Raw genomic sequence first — 22,224 nt, 5'->3', positions numbered from 1 at the left:
AAATCTTATAGCGTCAAAGGAATGAAGTCAAGTAAAATCATTTGAATTCGTCGTCCTCTTCGTCTTCTTCCTCTTCCTCTTCATCATCCAATTCAAGGTCTTCATCGTCTGGAATGATTTCAAGATCATCGTCCGGTTCAAGAAGATCCTCTTCGATTTCGACGATTTCTTCCTCTTCCTCGTCGTCATCGTCATCCTCGTCATCTTCGTCGATCAGTTCATCGAAATCTTCGTCGAATAACTCGTCCTCGTCGTCTTCTTCCTCTTCTTCCTCTTCGTCATCATCATCCAATAAAGCTTTCTTCTTTTTCTTTTTACGGACTTTAACGACTGGAGCCGTTTCTTCTTCGATTTGCTCAACTGGGTACCATTCACGAAGCCCCCAACGATTGTCATTGATCGCAAGGAACCTTCCATCAATGTTCATGTCCGTATAGAACTGCTGCAGTCGCTCTTTCATTTCAGCTTCTGTCGCGCCGATGAGCTGACGAATCTCATCCATAAGCTCCGGCAATGTGAGTGGTGTTTGTTTTTCTGTCAAAATCGCGAATGCGATGTCTATCATGGATTCTTCCGAAAGTTGTTCTGTTGTCATTTCACGGATATTCATTTCACGCACGTCCTTTCTTTGAACATAAACATAATTATATACAATGTAATCCTAAATATGCTACAGTCTTTTACTCTTTTTGAAGTGTCGCAGTTCCTTTACACAAATGGAAATGAGATATAGCGCAGAAAGCAAAAAAGGGATTGCCCCGAAACCATCACCATATAATAAAATTATAAGAAAGACAAGCATAGCTATAATTAACACATGATGATATGGCTTCATATTTGCACCTCTTTCCGATTCCCTTTTATTATACATGGAAATTGCATCCACTGGTAATGTATGCGATTGAATGCATCAACATTAATGATCGTTTTTTACAAGCTTACCTCACCAGCTTCTTTACTATACGGAAAAGCCGCGCAAAACAATTGTTTGCACGGCTTTTTTATGATTTTGCTCATTTCCCTTTACTGATTCCATATAACAGTTGGTCTGTTTGCAAGGCGATGTAGTCTTCGATTTTATAATTTTTATGCAAAGCCCATCTGCGGAATGCCCACATCTGCCCTTGCACGACGATATGATGGGCAGCCATATTAACTTCCTCTTCCGCAATGCGCAGTTCCCCGGACTTCAAGCAAGTGAGAAGGATTTTCTCAAATAACGCGACCATTCCCATTTCTTTTGTCAGGACGTAGGACAAGGCGTCTTTTGGCAATGATTTTAATTCTTGGTACATGACAAGAAATTCATCTGCCATATCGTCAATCAAGTAGAAATATTGTTCAATGGCCGCTTGCAGCCCTTCTGTCGTCCCTTTTTGAATCGGAAGGGTCGACAGCCTGTGAAGCATTTCGTTGTAGATGTCATCACAAACAAGATAGAGCACGTCTTCCTTCGTCCGGATATATTCGTAAAGCGTTCCGATGCTGAAGCCCGCTTCTTTGGCAATTTCACGAGTCGTCGTGCGATGGAATCCTTTTTCTCTAAACAGTTTGACAGCGCCGCGGATAATTTGCTGCCGTCTTTTTTCGACGAGGCTTTCGTCTTTGACGGATGATTTCACTTTTCGTTTCGTTTCCATGTTAGACCTCCCGATCATTTTGTAAGCATTCGGGAGATGACAAGGCGTTGGATTTCTTGTGTGCCTTCGTAAATCTGCGTAATTTTCGCATCACGCATGAAGCGCTCGACCGGATAGTCTTTTGTATAGCCGTAACCACCAAATACTTGGACCGCTTCCGTCGTCACTTTCATCGCCGTATCTCCAGCCATCAGTTTCGCCATCGCGGACTCTTTTCCATACGGCAAGTCGTTGGACTCCAGCCAAGCCGCCTGGTATGTAAGGAGCCTCGATGCTTCCGTCGCTGTCGCCATATCCGCAAGTTTGAAGCCAATTCCTTGATTTGCCGCAATCGGTTTCCCGAATTGAACGCGCTCTTTCGCATAGTCGGCTGCTGCATCCAATGCACCTTGCGCGATGCCGACCGCCTGCGCGGCAATGCCATTCCGTCCGCCATCCAATGTTTTCATGGCGATGATGAAGCCTTCCCCTTCTTCACCGAGCCTATTTTCCTTCGGTACGCGGCAATTGTCGAACATGATCTCCGTCGTAGGAGATGAACGAATGCCAAGCTTTTTCTCCTTTTTCCCGACGGAGAAGCCCGGAAAATCTCTCTCCACGATGAAGGCAGTTGTCCCTTTATGTTTAGAATCGGGATCGGTCACTGCAAAAACGATGTAAATATCCGCGATGCCACCGTTGGTAATGAAAATTTTGGAGCCGTTTAAAATATAGTCATCGCCGTCCAGCTTCGCCGTCGTCCGCATGCCGCCCGCGTCAGACCCTGAACCCGGCTCAGTCAAGCCGTACGCACCAATTTTCGTCCCTTCCGCCATCGGTCGTAAATAGTTTTGTTTCTGCTCTTCCGTTCCATATTTGAATACCGGCCACCCCGCCAGCGATGTGTGCGCGGACAGTGTCACGCCAATCGAGGCATCGACGCGGGATAGCTCTTCGACAGCGATACAGTAGGCCAAATAATCACTGCCGATGCCGCCATACTCTTCGGGCCACGGAATCCCCGTTAAACCGAGCTCTGCCATTTGGTTGAACAAATCCATATCGAAGCGCTCTTCCTCGTCACGTTCTGCAGCGGTTGGCGCCACTTCATGTTCCGCAAAATCACGAACCATTTTACGAATCATTTCATGTTCTTCGGATAGTTTGAAATTCACTTCGGTTCCCCCTTTTATGGTATTTCCGTTTTGGTATTTATTGCATAATGACTATAGATCTACTTCAATACATGTTTGCCGATGACGATGCGTTGGATTTCGCTCGTGCCTTCGTAAATTTGAGTCACTTTGGCATCTCTGAAATAACGTTCAACGGGATAGTCTTCCGTATAACCGTAGCCGCCGAAAATTTGCACCGCTTCAATCGAATTATCGACGGCGGCTTGGGAGGCGAATAGTTTGGCCATGGAAGCTTCTTTTCCACACGGCAATTGTTCTGCGCGAAGCTGGGCGGCACGGTAGACGAGAAGCCTTGCAGCTTCGACCGCCGTCGCCATGTCCGCCAATTTAAAGGCGACCCCTTGTTGTGCGGCGATCGGCTTGCCAAACTGCATACGTTGTTGCGCATAATCCGTTGCCGCCTCTAAAGACGCTTCCGCAATACCGAGCGCCTGGGCGGCAATGCCGATCCGACCGACATCAAGGTTCGCCATCGCGATTTTGAACCCTTCCCCTTCTTCGCCAAGCCTATTTGCCACGGGTACACGACAGTTATCGAAGGACAGTTCGACAGTCCGCGATCCATGAAGCCCCATTTTCCGCTCATCTTTTCCGATGTTGAGCCCCGGTGCATCTTTGTCGACGATGAATGCGGAAATGCCGTATGTCCCTTTAGAGGAATCCGTCGATGCGAAGACGATATAGACATCCGCCTCCCCGCCGTTGGTGATGAACATTTTGGAACCATTCAACACATAATGATCCCCTTTGTTCACGGCGCGCGTTTTTAAAGAACCGGCATCCGAACCGGAGGATGCTTCTGTCAGACAGAAAGCCCCGAGGAATTCGCCGCTTGCCATTTTAGGTAAGTAACGCTTTTTTTGTTCTTCATTCCCAAAATAGAGGATCGGATTCGTACCGACCGACGTATGGACGGAAAGAATGACACCCACCACCGCACTCACTTTAGATAGTTCATGGATGGCGCTAATATACGAAACGAAGTCCATCCCGGCACCGCCGTATTCGGTCGGGACAGTGATTCCCATCAGACCGAGCTTCCCCATTTTTTTCAGCACTTCATGTGGAAATTCCCCAGCTTCCATCCTTGGAATGAAAGGCTTAATTTCTGTCTTTGCAAAATTTCGGACCATGTCACGCATCATCTGTTGTTCTTCGGTGAATCGTAGATCCATAGCATCCGAACTCCTTTATTCGTAGATGTAGAAACCGCGACCGGACTTTTTCCCTAACCAACCGGCCGATACATATTTTCTAAGCAATGGACATGGGCGGTATTTTGAATCGCCGAATCCTTCATGCAACACTTCCATGATGTATAAGCAAGTGTCCAAACCGATAAAGTCTGCCAGTTGAAGCGGTCCCATCGGGTGATTCATGCCCAGCTTCATCACTTCATCAATCGCTTCTTTTGTGGCGACGCCTTCATACAAAGTGTAAATCGCTTCGTTGATCATCGGCATAAGGATGCGGTTGGAAACGAAGCCTGGAAAATCATTCACTTCAACCGGTGTTTTGGACAATTTCTCCGTCATGTTTTCGACTGCTTGATACACTGCGTCTGCCGTTGCAAGACCACGGATGATTTCTACCAATTTCATCACCGGTACTGGGTTCATGAAGTGCATCCCGATCACTTTTTCAGGACGCGTTGTCGCGGCTGCGATTTCCGTTATCGGCAATGAAGAAGTGTTGGACGCAAGAATCGCGTGTTGCGGTGCAATTTCATCAAGTCGACTGAAGATCGAGCGCTTGATTTCCATATTTTCAACTGCCGCTTCGATGACGATGTCGACGTCCGCTGCATCTTGCAAATCAAGGGATGGGCTGACACGACCGAGGATCGCCGTTTTTTCTTCTTCCGTCATGCGCCCCTTTTCAACGTTGCGGGCCAGATTTTTCGCAATGACCGCCAGCCCTTTTTGGCAGAATTCCTCTTTAACGTCATTCAATTTCACAGCGAAGCCTGCCTGTGCGCATACTTGGGCAATGCCGCTCCCCATTTGGCCCGCTCCGATGACCATTACTTTGTTAATTTCCATTTATTCCATTCCCCCGTCTGATTTGTTGTCGTGCCTGTCGCTGGCACTTTGATTGCACTTATCAACTGTTTGATTGCATTCGCTAGGAGTTTGATTGCAAATGATGACTAAAGGCTTATTCCCATCAATGGTTGCGTGGAGTGCCAGCCACTTCGATCATAATGGCGTCGCCTTGCCCGCCGCCTGAACAGATTGCCGCAATTCCGATGCCGCCCCCACGACGTTTCAATTCATAAGCTAATGTTAAAATGATCCGTGCCCCACTTGCGCCAATCGGGTGGCCAAGTGCGACAGCCCCACCATTGACATTCACTTTTTCAGGATCAAGCCCTGCGATTTGCGAACTGGCGAGTGCGACAGCCGCGAATGCTTCGTTGATTTCAAAAAGATCGACTTCTTCCAGTTTCTTTCCTGTTTTCTGTAACAGTTTATTGATGACCAATCCGGGTGTTTGCGGGAAATTCTCTGGTTCGATGGATAGCTCCGCATGCGCGATAATTGTCGCAAGCGGGGTTCTCCCTTCTCGTTGCGCTCGTTCTTCATTCATCAACACGAGTGCACATGCCCCGTCATTGACGCCGGGCGCATTGCCCGCCGTGATAGTGCCGTCTTTTCCGAAGGCAGGACGTAATTTCGCAAGTGATGCAAGCGATGTATCGCGGCGCGGCGCTTCATCCGTATCGACTCTGATCGGATTGCCTATCCTTTGCAGAATTTCCACCGTGACGATTTCTTCAGCGAAAAGCCCAGCTTCGATTGCTTTCGTTGCCCGTTCATGACTGCGCAACGCCCATTCATCCTGCTGTTCGCGTGTCAGTTCAAGTTGTTCAGCCGTCCGATTGCCGTATGTTCCCATATGGACCCGATCGTGGGAAAATGAACAAGAAAGCCCATCGTAGATCATGCCGTCCACAAGCTCGGTGTCGCCCATTTTCAAACCGAACCTTCCTTTCGGTAAATAGTACGGAGCATTGGACATGGATTCCATGCCACCCGCTACGATGACTGCTTCATCTCCCAAACGGATGAGCTGATCGCCGAGCGTCACACTGCGCATACCGGATGCACAGACTTTGTTAACGGTTTCCGTTTTGACGGACCACGGCAATCCAGCTTTCGTTGCCGCTTGGCGGGACGGGATTTGCCCTTGCCCTCCCTGCAAAACCGTTCCAAAAATGACTTCATCGACCTCTTGTTCGTTCACCCCGGCGCGCTGTAATGCCTCTTTGATGGCAATCCCCCCAAGATCGCTTGCCGTCATGCTCTGCAATGCTCCACCAAATTTCGTAAAAGGTGTCCGTGCTCCATCCACGATAACTGTTTTCGCCATTCCCTTCGCCTCCAAATCACGTGGTAACGCTTTCATTCATTGTATGATTTCATTTTGGCCTTTGCCTACAATAGAAAAGCCCTATTTGACTGAACGCTCGCTCAATATTTTTCTATGAAAATAGGGAGTACTTCCACTCCCTACCCCAATTATATGATAATACTGATAGTTCCGCAATATTTCACTTTCTTATTGCAAAACCGTTTCTTCTTGTTCTTCGACAAGCTGTTCTTCCTCTTCTCCAAAAATGGAACGCTCAAGCAGTTCCGCAATATCATAAGTGCCAACGGATTCTTCCACTTCAATCGCTTTCGTCCCGTCGGATAGCATTGTCAGACAGTATGGACAACCGGATGAGATGATGCCCGGGCTCACTTCGAGAGCTTGTTCCGTCCGTGCGACGTTAATGCGATGGCCCGTATCTTCCTCCATCCACATCAGACCTCCACCGGCTCCACAGCACATACCTTCTTCGCGGTTCCGTTTCATCTCGACGAGGTTGACCCCCGGGATGGATTTCAGAATTTCGCGAGGTGGATCATAGACATCGTTGTAACGGCCGAGATAGCAGGAATCATGGAAGGTGATCGTTTCATTGATTGCATGTTGCGGCTTCAGCTTCCCTTGGCTAACAAGTTCATGCAGTAGTTCCGTATGATGGACAACTTCCGCTTTGAATCCGAAATCCGGGTATTCATTTTTAAAGATATTGTACGCATGCGGGTCGATGGTGACGATTTTTGTGACACCCGCTTTTTCGAATTCCCCAATGTTCGCAGTCGCCAGCTCTTGGAATAAAAACTCATTCCCTAGACGGCGCGGTGTATCACCGGAGTTCTTTTCTTTATTGCCTAAAATCGCAAACTTGACGCCTGCCTCGTTCAGAAGATGGGCGAATGACAGGGCGATCTTTTGCGAACGGTTGTCAAAAGCCCCCATCGAGCCAACCCAGAATAGATACTCGAATTCCTCATCCGCTTTTTTCATTTCTTTCACCGTCGGAATATGCAACTCCGGATTAGCATCGCGCCAGTTTTCTTTTTCTTTCCGATTCAGCCCCCATGGATTTCCTTGACGTTCGATGTTGGTCATCGCACGCTGCGCATCCGCATCCATTTTCCCTTCCGTCATGACAAGATAACGGCGAAGGTCGATAATTTTGTCGACGTGTTCGTTCATAACCGGGCATTGGTCTTCACAGTTCCGGCAAGTCGTACATGCCCAAATCTCTTCTTCTGTAATAACATCGCCGATAAGAGATGGGCTGTAAATCTCATCCAACGAAACCCCTTCAAGTCCCGCAGCCAATGCGATCTGGTTTCCTTTCGTCTGGTTGAAAGCGAAAGTCGGTACCCATGGTTTCTGCTTGGTGACGAGTGCCCCATGGTTCGTCAAGTTATCTCGAAGTTTCGTAATCAAGTCCATCGGGGAAAGCATTTTGCCTGTCCCGGAAGCTGGACACATATTTGTACAGCGCCCGCATTCTACACAAGCGTAGAAGTCGATCATTTGCGACTGCGTGAAATCCGTGATTTTCCCTACCCCAAGTGCAGGCATTTCCTCTTCATCTTCGATATTTTCCAACGCCTCGAAGTCGATCGGCTTCAACGTCCCTGCATGGTCAAGTCTATGAAAATACACATTGGCAGGCCCTGCAATCAAATGCGCGTGCTTCGATTGCGGTACGTAAACGAGGAACGTCAGTAAAATGAGTAAATGCACCCACCAGGCAGCAAAGAATACAGCCGCCGCCCCCGTTTCCGGCAGGAAGCTGAATACGGTGGCGATTGTTGAAGCAATCGGCTCCGACCAAGTCGTTTCATGCCCTTGCCAGATCAAATTCATCCCGTTCGCCAGTAAAGTTGAAAGCATGAGTCCCCCAATGAAAATCAAGACAAGTCCAGATTTCCAACCCCGCTTCAGACGAACCAATTTCTCAATGTAACGGCGATGGAATGCCCACACGACCGCAATGAGAATCATGAGCGCGACAATTTCCTGAAAGAAAGTGAATGCCGGATACACCGGACCGAACGGCAAGTGTGAACCCGGTTTCAGCCCTTTCCATATTAAATCGATCGCTCCGAATTGAACGAGGATGAATCCATAGAAAAACATGACATGGATCGTCCCACTCTTTTTGTCTTTCAACAACTTCTTCTGTCCGAAAACATACACCCAAATTTTCCGAAGCCGTTCTTTTACATTTTGATCAAACTCTTCTTTGCGCCCAAGTTTGATAAATTGAACGCGTGTTTTGATCAAATAGGTGAATAACGCTAATGCATATGCCGTCACTAGGAGAAACAATATCCAGTTGGCAATGAGCAATCCTCCCATTCGTCTCCTCCCCCTTTTCCATTCTGTGAGTGCCCCTTGTGTTTAAATGTTCAGAATATAATACTTTAGAATTATTATTCTGTCGACTCTTTATTTATAGTTTAAATATGAATGATCATTCAGTCAATAGAGAATTCTTTGCGAGTGGGGAAATTCTTACAATTGGGGAGGGGATTTTTGAGCGCTGTTGGTGGGGGGGTGAGCGTGAGGTGACATGCTTTGAGCGCTTGGAAACCGTTTTGAGCGCTGCATAGCCATGTTTGAGCGGCTGACGCAAAGTTTGAGCGTTGTGCCGTCTGTTTGAGCGCTTGAGACGATAGTTTGAGCGCGGCGGTGCTTTTGATCACTTGGATGCTGCTTTGAGCGCGCGGGGATAGACTTTGAGCGCTTGAACAACACATTGAGCGTGAGTGCCATGTCTTTGAGCACTTGAGTGATACTTTGAGCGTGAAGCGACATGCTTTGAGCGCTTGGAAACCGTTTTGAGCGTTGCATGGGCATGTTTGAGCGTTGCGCTGTCTGTTTGAGCGGCTGACGCAAAGTTTGAGCGCTACGCTGTCTGTTTGAGCGGCTGACGCAAAGTTTGAGCGCTACGCTGTCTGTTTGAGCGGCTGACGCAAAGTTTGAGCGCTACGCTGTCTGTTTGAGCGGCTGACGCAAAGTTTGAGCGCCTAACACAAGCTTTGAGCACGCACAATAGAGTTTGGGCGCCATAATATGAATTTGAGCGCGGCGATGGGAGTTATGAGCGATTGGTTGATTTTTGATTGATTCCATGCAAAAACACCTGCGCTGGCGGCGCAGGTGTTAAATGTAGATGTTTAATTCCCTGAGTAGTGCTCCAAAAAATGTTTTGGCTTTTTCTATTCTGGTTGTTGGGATGGCAAGGAGGACGACGGTGGATGGTCCGGCGGTTTTGGTGATATCCAATTCGGATTCGACGTTTGCCGTTTCATTATCTACCATGGAACGGACTTCTTCCAAGATACCCCGTGATCCAACAGGCCATAGTTGTTGAATGAGCCCGATTTCCATCGCTTCTTTCAATACGCGCATGGAGGCGATGTCAGCGGCGCGGTTCAACACTTCATTCCCGACGAGGGGGATGCCGTATGTGAACCATTTCACTTCCTCATCGATTGGTTGCTCACTCGTTCGACCGATAATTGTAACAACCATCGCGGATTGCAGAAGCGTCATATTCGTTTCTGAACTGCCGCTGATCGGCGGCGTTTGAAGACCTGCTTCAGTGAATAAATCGTGGATGCCCGCGACATATTTTTCCCAACTGGTGCTTCCGCTGAAATTATGAAGCAAAATGGAGATCGGTTCGGCTTGCGCCGCCCATTGTTCAAGCAAGGCAACACGGGCGGCAAAATAGGCGGTGAACCGATCGGGTACAGTAACCAAGTCCCCTGGCTTTTCACCGATGCCGCCTGAATTATCCGTCGTGATGATCAACCCGTTGCCAATGTCGATTGCATTCCTCACCGTTGAATCCCCACCCTACTAGAAGAAACATGCCGAAGCGCTGGAATGACGAGGGCAGCGACTCCAGCGTTCAAGATCGTCGCAACAAGAATAGCGGGCAATGCGCCAAAGAAAAACGCCGGCGAGACAAGGAAATAAAACGGCAACGGTGCAAGCAAGCCATTAGCAATAATGAAAAATAGCCATTTCAGCACATGATGCCCTGCTCTGTGCAGGCGTGCAAAGAGTAAAATGATGACGAACATTTCACATGCAATGAGCAGATGAAATGGACCTAATGGAAACCCTGCGTACAGCGCGGATGCCAAATGACCGAGCAACGATGCCGCACCTGAGAAAACAGGTGGTAAAAATGCGACCGATACGATCGCGGGAACGGTATCCAGCGCCAAGGAACCGATGCCGGACGGAATTTTGATAAGCCCGCCGATGGCACAGAGCGCTGCGAACATTGCTGTCAATGTGAGTCTTTGTAGTTTCATCTTGTCACTCGCCCTTTTTCGTATCTGTCCGGAACACTTTCGCGCTTCTGACGTATTCATTATCCGGGACATTGAGTCGTGCGTTGACAATACGCGCCGCTACGAAAAGATAATCCGAAAGTCTATTTAAATAGCGCTGCACGACAGCCGGAACGTCTTCTTCCGCTTTCATTAACGACACCGTTTGTCGTTCTGCCCGCCTTGCCACAGTCCGGGCGATATGAAGCGTCGCGGCAGCCGGTGAACCTCCCGGCAGGATGAATTTTTCCAAAGGCGGCGCTTCTTCCATTAGCTGATCGATGCGCTGCTCCATTACTTCGATCGGTTCCTCCCCCAATTTATAATGACGTTCTTTCATGACATTGGCGAGATCACCGCCGCCATCGAATAATTCGTTTTGGATCGTTTCCAAGTCTTCCAGCAAATCCTTGAAAATGCCCGGATCGAGTTCCGTCATCGCTTTTCCGACGAATGAATTCAATTCATCCATCGTGCCATAGGCTTCGACACGGAGGCTGTCTTTGTCGACGCGGCCGCCAATTAAACTCGTTTTCCCTTTATCTCCTGTACGTGTGTAAATTTTCATTAACCTTCTCCCCTTTTCTTTAGAATCTGTGGAATGCCGTACCAGATGCGTGTCACTTCTTCCGCTTCGCCGATCAGCCGTTGGTAGAGCCGTCCGCAAGTATCGCGCAATTGGCGCTGTTTCCCGTCTATTGGTACAATTCCCCTGCCGATATCGGTCAAAATGATGATGACTTCCCGGTTGCGGATCACTTCCATCACCCGGGCAACCGCTTCTTCCTCCGGTATATCCTCAGTGGCTAACCATTTTTCAAGACCTGCCAAGACAAGGACACCGACACTATTCTCAGCATCCCTTCCGTCTGGCAAATTTCCATCAAACCATTCACTTTCCCGGGAGGCTAACCACTTTTTCACGTAAGCCCGTTTGCCGTTATGGGCACCGCCGATATAGATGTGCACGCTCTCCCCTCCTTAAACGCCGTTGCATTGTCCCATTCCAGCCGATAGGCGGCACCATGCGGGACATCCCATGACCAGAATGCTTTGTTCTCCTGTGAAAAAGCGGTTAACAGGACACGGATCGGACCGCCGTGCGTTAGGATGACCGCGTAGTTCGGCATTTCCTTGACTACGGACAGCACCCTCTTCTTCACTTGCGCCAAACTTTCGCCCTTTGGTGGCCGATTCCTTTCCGGATCCTCTATCCAGCTTCGATAGTCCTCATCCTTTTCAAGGTCTGCATACGTTTTCCCTTCAAAAATCCCAAAATGGCATTCACGCCAACGGGAATCCGCTATAAATGTTGCGTCTGGAAAGTAGACTGCAGCACTTTGCCGGGTCCGTATGAGATCGCTGCCGAAAACGGTTGAGGCGGTGATCAGACACTGCTGTTCGATTGCCGTTTCGAGTATCGGTTCGTCCGTCCACCCGATGTACTTCCGCTCCTGATTCCCCTGCGTCGGCAAATGGCGAATCAAGAAAAGCACAAAACGGTCAGCCATAATAATGCCTCCATTCCTTCTATGAATGCGCCGCATAAGTCGCCGGTTACCCCGCCAAAATGCCGGAGCGACCATTTCCGATAAAGAAAGATGCCCACAAAAAGCAGCATCGCCAAAGCGAGCGGAACAGAAATTGTCCCCATTGCTAGCCCAAGAAAGAGCAAAGTGACAGCCGAAATGATCAACGAACTGACCACAACCGTTTTTCCTGACATCTTTTCTTGAAAAAAATGAGCAAGACCTTTGTTTTTCGCCAAACGCTCCGTTGCGAAATAGATGTTCATTCCTGCTCTTGCCAGCAAGGGAATGGTCAGCAATACAATCCATGATAGATCTCCGCGCAACAATAGCTCATTGAACAATGCGATCTTCACAACAATCAACAACACCAGCGCCATCGTTCCGAACGCTCCAAGTCGCGGATCCTCCAAAATAGCAAGCCGCTGTTCACGATCTTTGTAAGAGAAGAAAGCATCCCCCATATCGGCCCAGCCATCCAGATGCAAGCCACCCGTTAACACGATGCCCGCGAGCACGATGAAAACCGCGGTCAAAAGCGAACCCATACCAAGCCATTCATGCATGACAGCAGACACTGTATACATGACAAGCCCAATGGCAGCTCCAACAAAGGGAAGCGCCATATACATGCCCGTCACTTCTTTTCGACCAAGCGGTAATTCTTTGTTAATCGGAACGGATGTGAAAAACTGAAGCGCCAACCAGATGCCTGACATCTCCTCACCTCCGTCCCGACAAAATGTCTTTCATAAGCGGCCAATTCAAGTGCGCCTTCACATGCGACGCCCATTCGTCGTAAACATCGACCCCCTCGGGCGCAGCCGCTACAGGCCGATCGGCATCTTCCTCTTCAATGCCATGATTCGCTTTGAATGGAATGACGCCCGCCACTGGAATGCCTGTGTAGGATTCAATGAAATCGATGCCTTCTTGGAAGAAGGAAACATCTCCATGAAATTTATTGATAATGATCGCTTTAACGCGTGAACGGTGTTCGGGCTGCATCAATTGCAAGGTACCGACAATCGAGGCAATGGCGCCTCCACGGTCGATATCCGCAACTAAAATTGCGGGGACATCAGCGATTACCGCAACGCGCATATTGACGATTTCCCGATCATTCAAATTCACCTCGGCCGGACTTCCCGCCCCTTCGATAATGACCGTTTCGTATGTTTCTGCAAGTTTAGCAAGAGACGTTCGAATCGCTTCCACACCGCGTTGGAAAAATTGTTCGCGATAGGTCATGCCTGCTACGGGTCCAAACTGTTCCCCGAAAATTCGTACCTCAGATTTCATGCCGGGAACCGGCTTCAGTAAAATCGGGTTCATATAGATCGATGGGGTAGTCCGTGCAGCTTCCGCTTGTAGGAACTGTGCACGGCTCATCTCTTCCCCCTTTTCCGTTGTCGTGGAAAAGCGGGACATATTTTGCGATTTGAACGGTGTAACGCGTACGCCTTCATTGGCCAAAATCCGGCAGAGCGCAGTACAGATCATCGTCTTGCCGGAATCCGATGCGGTGCCGAGCACAATCAATCCATTCATCGGCCTGTCTCCCCTTTCCAAAACGTCGGGATGCCATAATCCATTTCAATCGCCATGTCCGCTTTCATAACGAGTTTCTGGTGAATCTGACCGATCCATTGACGGTATGTTTCCGTTTCGATGCTCCCTGTTGGCCATTCATCTTGCACTTCGTTGGATACGATGACAAGATGTTCCGCTTTTTCCAATAGTGCGTCCAGCGTGTCTTCCAGTCGGGTCCATTTTTGTTCCATGCAGCCTGGTTGGTCGATACACGGATTTCCCGTTTCCCAACCATCGAATAATTCATTGGCCAGCCAAGTAGTTACGCAATCCCATAACACAAAATCGCCTGTTTGGATGTTCGGCAAGACATTTTCTATTTGCATCGGCTGTTCCAGCGTCGTCCAATTTTGGGCGACTCGATCCCGTTGATGTCTTGCAATGCGCGCTTGCATTTCGGGATCCGTCGCTGTGCCGGATGCGATATAGACGAGCCTGCCGCCATGTTGCCGCGCCTTGTCCAGTAGCAATTGTTCAGCATAAGCACTTTTCCCGCTTCGGACACCACCGCTAATGAACGTCAATCTGGCAGGATCGGGAGATGAAAGCAACTCTGCTAAACCTCGTTTTAACACAGCCATATCCGCTTCATTTTTCATGCCGATCCGCAACCATTCACCATCCATGCCTTGAAAATTTTCGGTATGCCGAAGAACGATCCCTTCTTTCAATAACATCCGGTATAACTCTTTCGCCTCTTGCCCTGCCGGCGGTTTGAATGACAGGAAATTGGTGACGGAATTCGTTACGGTACACCCTTGCGCTTGCAGAAAGGCTTTCATGCTTTCACGTTGCCTATTGCTAAAGTCGATTGCTTGTTGTCGATACCCTTCTTCTTGTAAACAAGCAGTCCCGATCTGCGCCGCGATGCCATTGACATTCCAGTGCGGTGCTAGCGCTTTGATTTCTTGTATGATAGCGGGATCTGCAATGACATAGCCAAGACGGATTCCCGGGATGGCGTACATTTTTGTCATCGAACGGACAACGATGACATGTGGATCCTCTTTTATTTGCGCAATGAACGATAAGGATTCGTCGACAAAATCGATGAACGCCTCATCCAAGACGACTTCACATCCTACCTCTTTGGCATGTTGGACAATGCCAGCCAATTCATGCTGTTCGGGCAGTATGCCAGTCGGGTTGTTTGGCGTGCATAAGTACAGCACAGCCGCCCCGTCCATCGCCCGCATAATGTCTTGGACCGGCAATCGGAAAGCGTTCACCGCACTTGCCGTGACGCGGACAATTTCCACATGTTTAGCCGTCAATGTCGCTTCGTATTCGGAGAAAGTCGGGTGGACAACGACCGCACGCTTGCCACGATAACGTTCCGCGATCAGCGCAAGCAGTTCCGCTGCTCCATTTCCGGTGAACACATCGTTTTTTGACACACCGTGGAAATCGGCCGCCGCCGTTAAAAACGGTTCCCCTTGTGGATCCGGGTAGGCACTTAATTGCCCCAAGAAATCTGGCCAGCTCTGTTGAATGCTCGACGGCGGACCTGCGGGGTTGACGTTTTCACTGAAATCCAGTACCCGTTCCGGCACATCGATTCCTACTCTTTCATAAACGTGGTGCGGATTGGCACCATGTTCAGGCAATCGCATAGATAGACACTCCAATCACGGTCATCACCAACCAAAAGACAAAGGTGACAAGATGCATTTCGGTGATGACCGATTGTATATGGTTCGCGCGAAGCGGTACGGTACCCGGACCGATTTCCGGCCGCTCGGATAGTTGACCGCGATATGTATTTTTGCCACCTAACTTGACACCCAATTGCCAAGCCGTTGCAGCTTCTAAAAACCCGCTGTTCGGACTCGGATGACGCCTCGCATCACGAATCCAGCCCGCAAAGCGTTTCAAGAAAGGTTGCTTCCCTTCATTGGGTGTGAACAACAGGATGAGCATCCCCGTGATCCGCGCGGGAATGAAGTTCAACAGATCATCCGCCCGGGCTGAAAACTTCCCAAACTGCTCAAAACGTTCATCTTTGTAACCGACCATCGAGTCCAATGTATTTACGGCTTTGTACAGCCATAAGCCCGGTGCGCCGAGCAAAAATGCCCAAAATAGCGGAGAGGTGATGCCGTCCGCCGTATTCTCTGAAACTGTCTCAATGGCGCCGCGTGCAATGTCTGGCTCTTGTAATTTTTCGGTATCCCGCCCGACGATCCAGGATAATTTTTCGCGCGCTTCTTCTATATTTCTATTCACAAGCGGTTCATAGACTGTTAGTGCGGCGTCTCGTAAACTTTTTTGTGCCAGTCCAATGGCAATGAGTACGCTTTCCATGAAAATACCAATATAGACATGAATTTGATAGGCCAAGCCGACAAGTAAAAATGTAGCACCAAAGACGAGCGCGACCGTTATGAACAGCAACAAGGCCCCTTTTCCAGTGCGGTATCGTCCTTTATTCAACCATGCGGTCATTTTCGAAATGAATGTGCCGATCCAGCGAACAGGATGCGGCCAATTCGGTGGATCACCGATGATCCGGTCGAGTAACAAACCGAGCGCGATGGCGATGAAATGTGCTGGAATCATAGCGTCCATCCTTTCGCCCGTTTGTATGTCCGAATGGCGCGCACCGTGCAATCGTAAACGCCATGGCCGATCAGTTTGCCAAGCGGCGTAATTGGACCTGCATAGGGAATTGTTGCGCCTTGTTGCGTGGCAGCCACGAGCACGCTATCCGTCGATGTACCGGTCGCAATGGTACCGGTGAGCGGGTCTGTGATTGATTCCCCCTGCAATGCTTTGGCCTTCGCTTCCGTCGCCGTAATGATCGCTTGAATGAACGCTTCGTCGGCTAAATGGCCATTGACGATGATCCACGTATTGATCGTTCCGATGCGCGTTTCGCGGTCCCGGGTAAGGGAGGCGGACACATCGACCGCATTGCCCACGCCAGCCGTCACCGCAATCAACACCTTACCGAAATCACCTTCGTATGCCTCGATTTCCACGTGGTCTGTCTTCACAGCGGTCATCATCCCGACCGCGTCCGTCACGGAAAAACCTTGCCGTTCAAGGTACGCCGCCATTTCGGCTTTGGCATCGTCACTATTGTAACCCGCATCAACGTGGCGGTTGACAAATGTCCGATACCAGCCGAATCCCGCATTATGAACGGCAGAAGATAATGTCCGCAAAGGCTCCGGTGCATGCAAAGCGACATATTCGGAGGTTATCGTGAAATGCTCTTTTTCCACCTTCATCGGCCTTCCCCTTTCTAAGAAAAAACCGCCACACAACTGTGCAGCGGCCGGAGTGCAGGCCAAGCCATTTTTGACTTTGCCTACACCTTTTTTATGAAGTAATTCGTCATTAGGCATTTCCTCAGCCTGATTGAAAACGCTTGTCATGTGGAAGGCAGGCTAAGAGCGCGACGTCCTGTCGCGACGCCTGCATGACTTGCATCCTGCGAGCACGCGCGAAGTCGAGCGAAGACGCGAATTGAACTAGAGTTCATGAGCGGACGAGCGATTAAGGAAGGCATCCTAAGGGCGCCGCGTCCCGAAAGAAGGTGCCTTAATTTCTGCAAAGAGCACAGAAATACGGCAAATCGAACCCTCCGCTGTTCGATTGGCAACGGATGCGTGACCTACTTCCTGTAGGCCTCAACAACGGATGCGAGCGTTTGTCAACAGGCTGAGCGCCACACAACTGTGCAGCGGCTACATCCTTACATTCTTTCAGGCGCGGAAACGCCAATCAATTTCAGCGCATTTGCAATCGTCGTCCGTGTTGCCGTAATGAGCGCAAGTCGCGCTTCAGACAGTTCACGGTTGTCCGGATCCAATACTTTTTCCGCATTGTAGAAGCTATGGAAGGCTGCGGCAAGTTCTTGGATATACGTTGCCACGCGGTGCGGTGTACGCATTCTTGCCGCATCGCTAATCACTTTCGGGAAGTCTCCGATTTTCTTCAGCAATTCCAGCTCTTTTTCCGCTTGCAATACAGAGACGTTTTCCACAGATGCGGACAGTCCTGTGTCCCCGGCTTGGCGTAAAATCGAGGAAATCCGTGCATGCGCATATTGCGCGTAGTACACCGGGTTTTCATTCGATTGGGAAATGGCTAAGTCGAGGTCGAAGTCCATTTGTGAATCGCCCGAACGCATCGCAAAGAAATAGCGGACTGCATCCAAACCGACATCTTCCACGAGTTCACGCAATGTGACGGCTTTCCCAGTCCGTTTACTCATTTTGAATTTCTCGCCATCTTTATATAACTGAACCATTTGTGCCACGCTGACTTCCAGTGTATCGCGGTCGTAACCGAGCGCTTCGATGGCTGCTTTCATACGCGGAATATATCCATGGTGGTCCGCACCCCAAATATTGATAAGCTTATCAAAACCACGGTTCAATTTGTCCTCGTGATAGGCAATGTCCGGTGTCAAATACGTATAAGTGCCGTCGTTTTTAATGAGCACGCGGTCTTTGTCGTCCCCGAATGTCGTCGAGCGGAACCAAGTTGCACCGTCTTCTTCGTAAACGTGGCCGTTTGCACGTAATTTTTCCAGCGCGACATCGATTTTACCGTTCCCATAAAGAGAGGTTTCTGAAAACCAGCTATCGAACATGACTCGGAAATCGGCCAGGTCTTTTTTCAATTTCTCCAATTCGAAATCCAGTCCATATTGACGGAAAAATGTATAGCGCTCTTCTTCCGGAACATTGACGTATTGATCGCCATATTGTTCTGCCAATTGCTTACCGATTTCAATGATATCCGGGCCTTGGTAACCGTCTTCCGGCATTTCCACGTCTATACCGAGCGCTTGGAAATAGCGGGCTTCCACGGATTTCGCCAAGTTATGCACTTGATTCCCTGCATCGTTGATATAGTATTCTCGTTCAACCGCATAGCCTGCAAAATCAAGGACATTGGACAGTGAATCACCGAGGGATGCCCCGCGCGCATGGCCCAGATGCAAATCGCCGGTCGGATTGGCCGACACGAATTCCACTTGAACCTTTTCGCCATCTCCTGAATTGGAACGACCGTAACTTTCGCCTTGTTCAAGCACCGTTTTGACGATTTCCCCTAAATAATCCTTTTTCAAGCGGATGTTCATGAAACCGGGTCCCGCAATTTCAATCGATTCGATTGCTGTCGACGACGTGTCCAATTTTTCCAAAATCGCTTCCGCAATTGCACGCGGCGGCTTTTTCGCCAATTTTGTTAATTGCATCGCGATATTCGTAGCATAGTCGCCATTGTCTTTGTTTTTCGGTGTTTCCAGCATGACATCCGGAAGTGCCGCCTCTTCTACAAGTCCTGTTTCGATCACCGCTTGGCGCAATGCCGATTTCACTTCGTGTTGAATTTGTTCTACCGCGTTCATTGTGTTCCCTCCATATATGTAATCGTTAGTTCATATGTACCGAGCAATGCGCCTTCCCCGTGCAATTCGTACTGCACATCAAAACGTCCTCCGGTATCGTCCGCATTCTTGGATATTTCTAACCCATTTGTTTTGACAAGCAAATCAAATGTTGCGGGTCCGCTTCCATACGTCCCCATCCGCTCTTCGTTGATCGCAAAAGGCAAGCGCATGGACACAGCGCCACCACGGAGAATAAGCGATTCCTCCGCTCCGAATTTGATGGTCGTTGACACTCGATTTCCATCTTGTTGCTCTTCATATCTCAAATAGGTTTTCCCTTTTTTATCGATCAGTTCTCCTGTAAGGTGCATCTCGTGTGTTTCCTTGTCCTGTCCAGGATGCTGAATTGACGAATGGAGCCGGATTGCGACAGTGCGTGCACGATCCTGCAAGTCCATACGTTCACCGCCTTTTCAATTGTCTACAGAATTAGACGCTCGTTGTTCTTAATACGTCCTGAATATCATTTTATTATATCCTTTTTCCCGCTTACATTTCAATCTATCCAATGTTAGATGTTTTTAGCAGATTGTCGTTTAATCTCGTCCCGGGCGTCGCATACTGGTTGTGATATAGACGAAACGGACAGGACGGGATGGTATGCGACGTATAGAATATGTGAAGAAGAAAAAGATGCGATCGACGTTACGACGGTTGATGCTGTTAACGGTGACGATGCTGACCGCTGCACTGACCTTATTCCTTGCGCTACGACTGTATGCACAAATTGCTGGTGCACCTTCTTTAAGTGTGCCGAAAGCGTCCGTCTTCCTTGATAAAAACGGCCACCAAATCGGCGATCGTTTTTCGGCTGAACGCAGGTATTGGGTCGATCTCGATGACATGTCCCCTTTTCTGATCGATGCAGCTGTAGCCGTAGAGGATAAGAATTTTTACAAGCATAACGGCTTTGATTATCGCCGGATTGCCGGCGCCCTTTTGAGAGATGCCAAAGCTGGAAGAAAGGTAGAAGGCGCCAGCACGATCACGCAACAATACGCCAAAAACTTATATTTGACGTTCGAAAAGACGTGGACGCGTAAAATCCATGAAGCGCTCTACGCTTATCGGATGGAAATATTTTACGACAAGGATGTCATTTTGGAAGGCTATTTGAATACGGTCTATTTCGGCCATGGCATGTACGGGGTGGAAGCGGCAAGTAAGTTTTATTTTGGCAAGCCGGCCAAAGATTTGACATTGGAAGAGTCCGCGGCCATCGTCGCCATTACGAAAGGACCTTCCATTTATTCACCGATCGAAAACCCCGAAAGGTCGCGTGAACGTCAATTGCTTGTGCTTTCCTTGATGGAAGATCAGGGGTATATTACAGCGCGGCAAGAAGAGCGCGCATCCAATGAACAACTTGTGTTGAAAACGCGGGAATGGGCCGATGCCAAACGGGTCGCTCCCTACTTTTTAGATGAAGTATGGCGCGAAGCAGAAAAAATTCTCGCTTCAAAAGGACGGTATCCGGCAGAAGGTGGTTGGACAATTCGTACGACATTAGATCAGCATCACCAACAAACTGCCGAAGAAATGGTAGATAAATGGATGCCAGACAGTGAACTGCAAGTCGGTTTCATGTCCATTGAACCAGGCACAGGTGCAATCACTTCATTGGTCGGCGGGGTGGATTATACCGAGAGTCCATTCAACCGGGTAACGCAGGCGAAACGGCAACCCGGTTCGGCGATGAAGCCCATCCTCTATGCAGCAGCATTGGAAGACGGCTTCAATCCGCTCACCTTCATGTCGACTGAAAAGACCATTTTCACGTATGATGATGGCCGCTCCACTTATGAACCGAATAATGTTAATGGAAAGTTTGCTGGACAACCCATTTCCCTTGCGCAAGCTATTGCCATTTCCGATAATATTTTCGCGGTCAAAACATTGGAGGAAATCGGATATAAAAAGTTCAGCAAAATGGCGGACCGACTTGGCGTTCACAGTGAATTCCCGGAATCCCCTGCTATTGCGCTTGGCACATCCGAGGTGACCCTCTTCGATATGACCAATGCCTATAATCGGATCGCTTCGGGCGGGATAGATATTCAACCGACGACCATTTTATCGATTACAGATGCCGAAGGGAAAACGGTATACGAACATCCGAAACAAAGTAAAAAACATATTCTTTCAGAACAAGACGCGTTCGTGCTTACACATTTGATGACCGGCATGTTTGACCCCGTCTTCAATGATTATACGTATGCGACGGGGCTGTCCATGCGACAAAAGCAAACACGCCCTTACGCAGCGAAATCCGGGACAACGATTTCTGATCAATACCTCATCGGCTATACACCATCGCTAACAGCAGGCATTTGGACCGGATTCGACGTCGGCCAGCAATTGACCGACTCCCAAGACAAAGCCGCTTCCAAAAAAATATGGATCGATTTCATGGAACAGGTGCACAGCGGCAAACCAGCTGAACCCTTCATTCCACCGGATGGTGTCAGTAGCGTAATCATCGACGTCGAAACAGGCGGCATCGCTGTCAATGAATGCGAGAAACAAAGACTGGTTTATGTAAAAGAACAAGATATGCCCCAAAAACTATGTACGGATAAAACCTTACGCGAACAACGCTACTCTTCGGATGAAGAGGGCGAAAGTAAAAAATTTGAACTGTTTCCGTTTTCTTTTTTTGAATGAGTGGATTGATTGAGCGTTTGCGGTGAGGGTTTGAGCGCGGCGGGTATTGCTTTGAGCGTTCCTGGTGATGTTTGAGCGCGGACGGCTTTACTTTGGGCGCTCCCTTTGATGTTTGAGCGCGGACGGCTTTACTTTGAGCGCTCCTGCTGATGTTTGAGCGCGGATGGCTTTACTTTGAGCGCTCCCAGTGAGGTTTGAGCGCAAGACGCTAGCCTTTGAGCGATACGGGCACTTGAGCACCAGTCGCGGGGCTTGTTTGCCTGCTATTAATTACTAAAAGCGTTGTTTTCTCCTTCATTCAACAACAAAAAAGCTTTCCTTTCCTGAGCAACTTCAGGAAAGGAAAGCTTTTTTACCGGGCAAGGCGTCCTGTCGAATCATGTATCATGCTTGGGTTTGTTTGATACGGAATCCGATAGGGAACGCACCATTCCGGTTGTCCTAGCCTCCAATTAGCAAGCTATGGTTTCAGTGTACTTCCTTTCTAAGTGACATTCAACCTCGGATGCC

20 protein-coding genes are annotated in these 22,224 nt (G+C 49.0%); 1 reads left to right on the top strand and 19 read right to left on the bottom strand.

The genetic code is table 11. From position 1 onward, the window contains the following. Positions 1 to 37 precede the first annotated feature (37 nt). The 19 genes from rpoE to MHZ95_RS18740 form a co-directional block, all read right to left on the bottom strand. Entirely contained in the window at positions 38 to 610 is a 573-nt protein-coding gene (gene rpoE / locus MHZ95_RS18830) for a DNA-directed RNA polymerase subunit delta (RefSeq protein WP_239392341.1), read from the bottom strand. 403 nt (positions 611 to 1,013) lie between these two features. Continuing rightward, positions 1,014 to 1,640 (bottom strand): TetR/AcrR family transcriptional regulator, encoded by a 627-nt coding sequence (locus MHZ95_RS18825; RefSeq protein WP_239392340.1) that lies wholly within the window; start codon positions 1,638 to 1,640, stop codon positions 1,014 to 1,016. Positions 1,641 to 1,654: 14 nt separating this feature from the next. Beyond that, complete coding sequence (locus MHZ95_RS18820; RefSeq protein WP_239392339.1) at positions 1,655 to 2,794, bottom strand: acyl-CoA dehydrogenase; 1,140 nt, start codon at positions 2,792 to 2,794, stop codon at positions 1,655 to 1,657. A gap of 59 nt (positions 2,795 to 2,853) precedes the next feature. After that, the gene (locus MHZ95_RS18815; protein ID WP_239392338.1) at positions 2,854 to 3,990 is read right to left on the bottom strand and encodes an acyl-CoA dehydrogenase; all 1,137 of its coding nucleotides are present in this window, start codon (positions 3,988 to 3,990) and stop codon (positions 2,854 to 2,856) included. A gap of 15 nt (positions 3,991 to 4,005) precedes the next feature. After that, positions 4,006 to 4,857, bottom strand: a complete 852-nt coding sequence (locus MHZ95_RS18810; protein WP_239392337.1) for a 3-hydroxybutyryl-CoA dehydrogenase — start codon at positions 4,855 to 4,857, stop codon at positions 4,006 to 4,008. A 124-nt stretch (positions 4,858 to 4,981) separates the two neighbouring features. After that, entirely contained in the window at positions 4,982 to 6,187 is a 1,206-nt protein-coding gene (locus MHZ95_RS18805) for an acetyl-CoA C-acetyltransferase (protein ID WP_239392336.1), read from the bottom strand. A 189-nt stretch (positions 6,188 to 6,376) separates the two neighbouring features. Beyond that, positions 6,377 to 8,527, bottom strand: coding sequence for a (Fe-S)-binding protein (locus MHZ95_RS18800; protein ID WP_239392335.1), 2,151 nt, complete (start codon positions 8,525 to 8,527; stop codon positions 6,377 to 6,379). Between the two features lie 807 nt (positions 8,528 to 9,334). Further along, positions 9,335 to 10,018, bottom strand: coding sequence for a hypothetical protein (locus MHZ95_RS18795; protein WP_239392334.1), 684 nt, complete (start codon positions 10,016 to 10,018; stop codon positions 9,335 to 9,337). Then, positions 10,015 to 10,500: an ECF transporter S component gene (locus MHZ95_RS18790; RefSeq protein ID WP_239392333.1), complete on the bottom strand. Its 486-nt coding sequence runs from the start codon at positions 10,498 to 10,500 to the stop codon at positions 10,015 to 10,017. The genes MHZ95_RS18795 and MHZ95_RS18790 overlap by 4 nt, the downstream gene beginning before the upstream one ends. A 4-nt stretch (positions 10,501 to 10,504) precedes the next feature. Next, positions 10,505 to 11,086, bottom strand: coding sequence for a cob(I)yrinic acid a,c-diamide adenosyltransferase (locus MHZ95_RS18785; RefSeq protein ID WP_239392332.1), 582 nt, complete (start codon positions 11,084 to 11,086; stop codon positions 10,505 to 10,507). Further along, positions 11,086 to 11,487: a bifunctional adenosylcobinamide kinase/adenosylcobinamide-phosphate guanylyltransferase gene (locus MHZ95_RS18780; RefSeq protein ID WP_239392331.1), complete on the bottom strand. Its 402-nt coding sequence runs from the start codon at positions 11,485 to 11,487 to the stop codon at positions 11,086 to 11,088. Before MHZ95_RS18780 ends, MHZ95_RS18785 begins: the two co-directional genes overlap by 1 nt. Next, entirely contained in the window at positions 11,439 to 12,029 is a 591-nt protein-coding gene (locus MHZ95_RS18775; RefSeq protein WP_239392330.1) for a histidine phosphatase family protein, read from the bottom strand. Before MHZ95_RS18775 ends, MHZ95_RS18780 begins: the two co-directional genes overlap by 49 nt. Then, entirely contained in the window at positions 12,002 to 12,766 is a 765-nt protein-coding gene (gene cobS / locus MHZ95_RS18770) for an adenosylcobinamide-GDP ribazoletransferase (protein WP_239392329.1), read from the bottom strand. The genes MHZ95_RS18775 and cobS overlap by 28 nt, the downstream gene beginning before the upstream one ends. Positions 12,767 to 12,770: 4 nt before the next feature. Then, complete coding sequence (locus MHZ95_RS18765) at positions 12,771 to 13,598, bottom strand: cobyric acid synthase (RefSeq protein ID WP_239392328.1); 828 nt, start codon at positions 13,596 to 13,598, stop codon at positions 12,771 to 12,773. Next, a complete protein-coding gene (gene cobD / locus MHZ95_RS18760; RefSeq protein WP_239392327.1) occupies positions 13,595 to 15,253 on the bottom strand; it encodes a threonine-phosphate decarboxylase CobD in 1,659 nt (552 codons plus the stop codon). Before cobD ends, MHZ95_RS18765 begins: the two co-directional genes overlap by 4 nt. Next, positions 15,240 to 16,196, bottom strand: a complete 957-nt coding sequence (cbiB, locus tag MHZ95_RS18755) for an adenosylcobinamide-phosphate synthase CbiB (protein WP_239392406.1) — start codon at positions 16,194 to 16,196, stop codon at positions 15,240 to 15,242. Before cbiB ends, cobD begins: the two co-directional genes overlap by 14 nt. Beyond that, positions 16,196 to 16,873, bottom strand: a complete 678-nt coding sequence (locus MHZ95_RS18750; RefSeq protein WP_239392326.1) for an adenosylcobinamide amidohydrolase — start codon at positions 16,871 to 16,873, stop codon at positions 16,196 to 16,198. The genes cbiB and MHZ95_RS18750 overlap by 1 nt, the downstream gene beginning before the upstream one ends. Before the next feature lie 467 nt (positions 16,874 to 17,340). Continuing rightward, on the bottom strand, positions 17,341 to 19,008 hold the full coding sequence (gene argS / locus MHZ95_RS18745; RefSeq protein ID WP_239392325.1) for an arginine--tRNA ligase: 1,668 nt from the start codon (positions 19,006 to 19,008) through the stop codon (positions 17,341 to 17,343). Further along, a complete protein-coding gene (locus MHZ95_RS18740) occupies positions 19,005 to 19,448 on the bottom strand; it encodes a YwiB family protein (protein WP_239392324.1) in 444 nt (147 codons plus the stop codon). The genes argS and MHZ95_RS18740 overlap by 4 nt, the downstream gene beginning before the upstream one ends. Positions 19,449 to 19,650: 202 nt before the next feature. On the opposite strand from MHZ95_RS18740, the gene MHZ95_RS18735 reads away from it, so the two are divergent. After that, the gene (locus MHZ95_RS18735; RefSeq protein ID WP_239392323.1) at positions 19,651 to 21,714 is read left to right on the top strand and encodes a transglycosylase domain-containing protein; all 2,064 of its coding nucleotides are present in this window, start codon (positions 19,651 to 19,653) and stop codon (positions 21,712 to 21,714) included. Positions 21,715 to 22,224 lie beyond the last annotated feature (510 nt).

The sequence above is a fragment of the Sporosarcina sp. ACRSM genome (genome assembly GCF_022346545.1).
In the GTDB taxonomy this organism is placed as follows: Bacteria; Bacillota; Bacilli; order Bacillales_A; family Planococcaceae; genus Sporosarcina.
The sequence above is the reverse complement of the archived record's forward strand: the minus strand, read 5'-3'. Positions and strand labels throughout refer to the sequence as shown.

Coding starts and splice junctions, on each gene's coding strand:
- MHZ95_RS18805 (WP_239392336.1), bottom strand. CDS start 6,187: ATGGCGAAAACAGTTATCGTGGATGGAGCACGGACACCTTTTACGAAA.
- rpoE (WP_239392341.1), bottom strand. CDS start 610: ATGAATATCCGTGAAATGACAACAGAACAACTTTCGGAAGAATCCATG.
- MHZ95_RS18735 (WP_239392323.1), top strand. CDS start 19,651: ATGCGACGTATAGAATATGTGAAGAAGAAAAAGATGCGATCGACGTTA.
- MHZ95_RS18740 (WP_239392324.1), bottom strand. CDS start 19,448: ATGGACTTGCAGGATCGTGCACGCACTGTCGCAATCCGGCTCCATTCG.
- MHZ95_RS18810 (WP_239392337.1), bottom strand. CDS start 4,857: ATGGAAATTAACAAAGTAATGGTCATCGGAGCGGGCCAAATGGGGAGC.
- cobD (WP_239392327.1), bottom strand. CDS start 15,253: ATGCGATTGCCTGAACATGGTGCCAATCCGCACCACGTTTATGAAAGA.
- MHZ95_RS18800 (WP_239392335.1), bottom strand. CDS start 8,527: ATGGGAGGATTGCTCATTGCCAACTGGATATTGTTTCTCCTAGTGACG.
- MHZ95_RS18815 (WP_239392338.1), bottom strand. CDS start 3,990: ATGGATCTACGATTCACCGAAGAACAACAGATGATGCGTGACATGGTC.
- MHZ95_RS18825 (WP_239392340.1), bottom strand. CDS start 1,640: ATGGAAACGAAACGAAAAGTGAAATCATCCGTCAAAGACGAAAGCCTC.
- MHZ95_RS18785 (WP_239392332.1), bottom strand. CDS start 11,086: ATGAAAATTTACACACGTACAGGAGATAAAGGGAAAACGAGTTTAATT.
- MHZ95_RS18750 (WP_239392326.1), bottom strand. CDS start 16,873: ATGAAGGTGGAAAAAGAGCATTTCACGATAACCTCCGAATATGTCGCT.
- argS (WP_239392325.1), bottom strand. CDS start 19,008: ATGAACGCGGTAGAACAAATTCAACACGAAGTGAAATCGGCATTGCGC.
- MHZ95_RS18765 (WP_239392328.1), bottom strand. CDS start 13,598: ATGAATGGATTGATTGTGCTCGGCACCGCATCGGATTCCGGCAAGACG.
- MHZ95_RS18790 (WP_239392333.1), bottom strand. CDS start 10,500: ATGAAACTACAAAGACTCACATTGACAGCAATGTTCGCAGCGCTCTGT.
- cobS (WP_239392329.1), bottom strand. CDS start 12,766: ATGTCAGGCATCTGGTTGGCGCTTCAGTTTTTCACATCCGTTCCGATT.
- MHZ95_RS18775 (WP_239392330.1), bottom strand. CDS start 12,029: ATGGCTGACCGTTTTGTGCTTTTCTTGATTCGCCATTTGCCGACGCAG.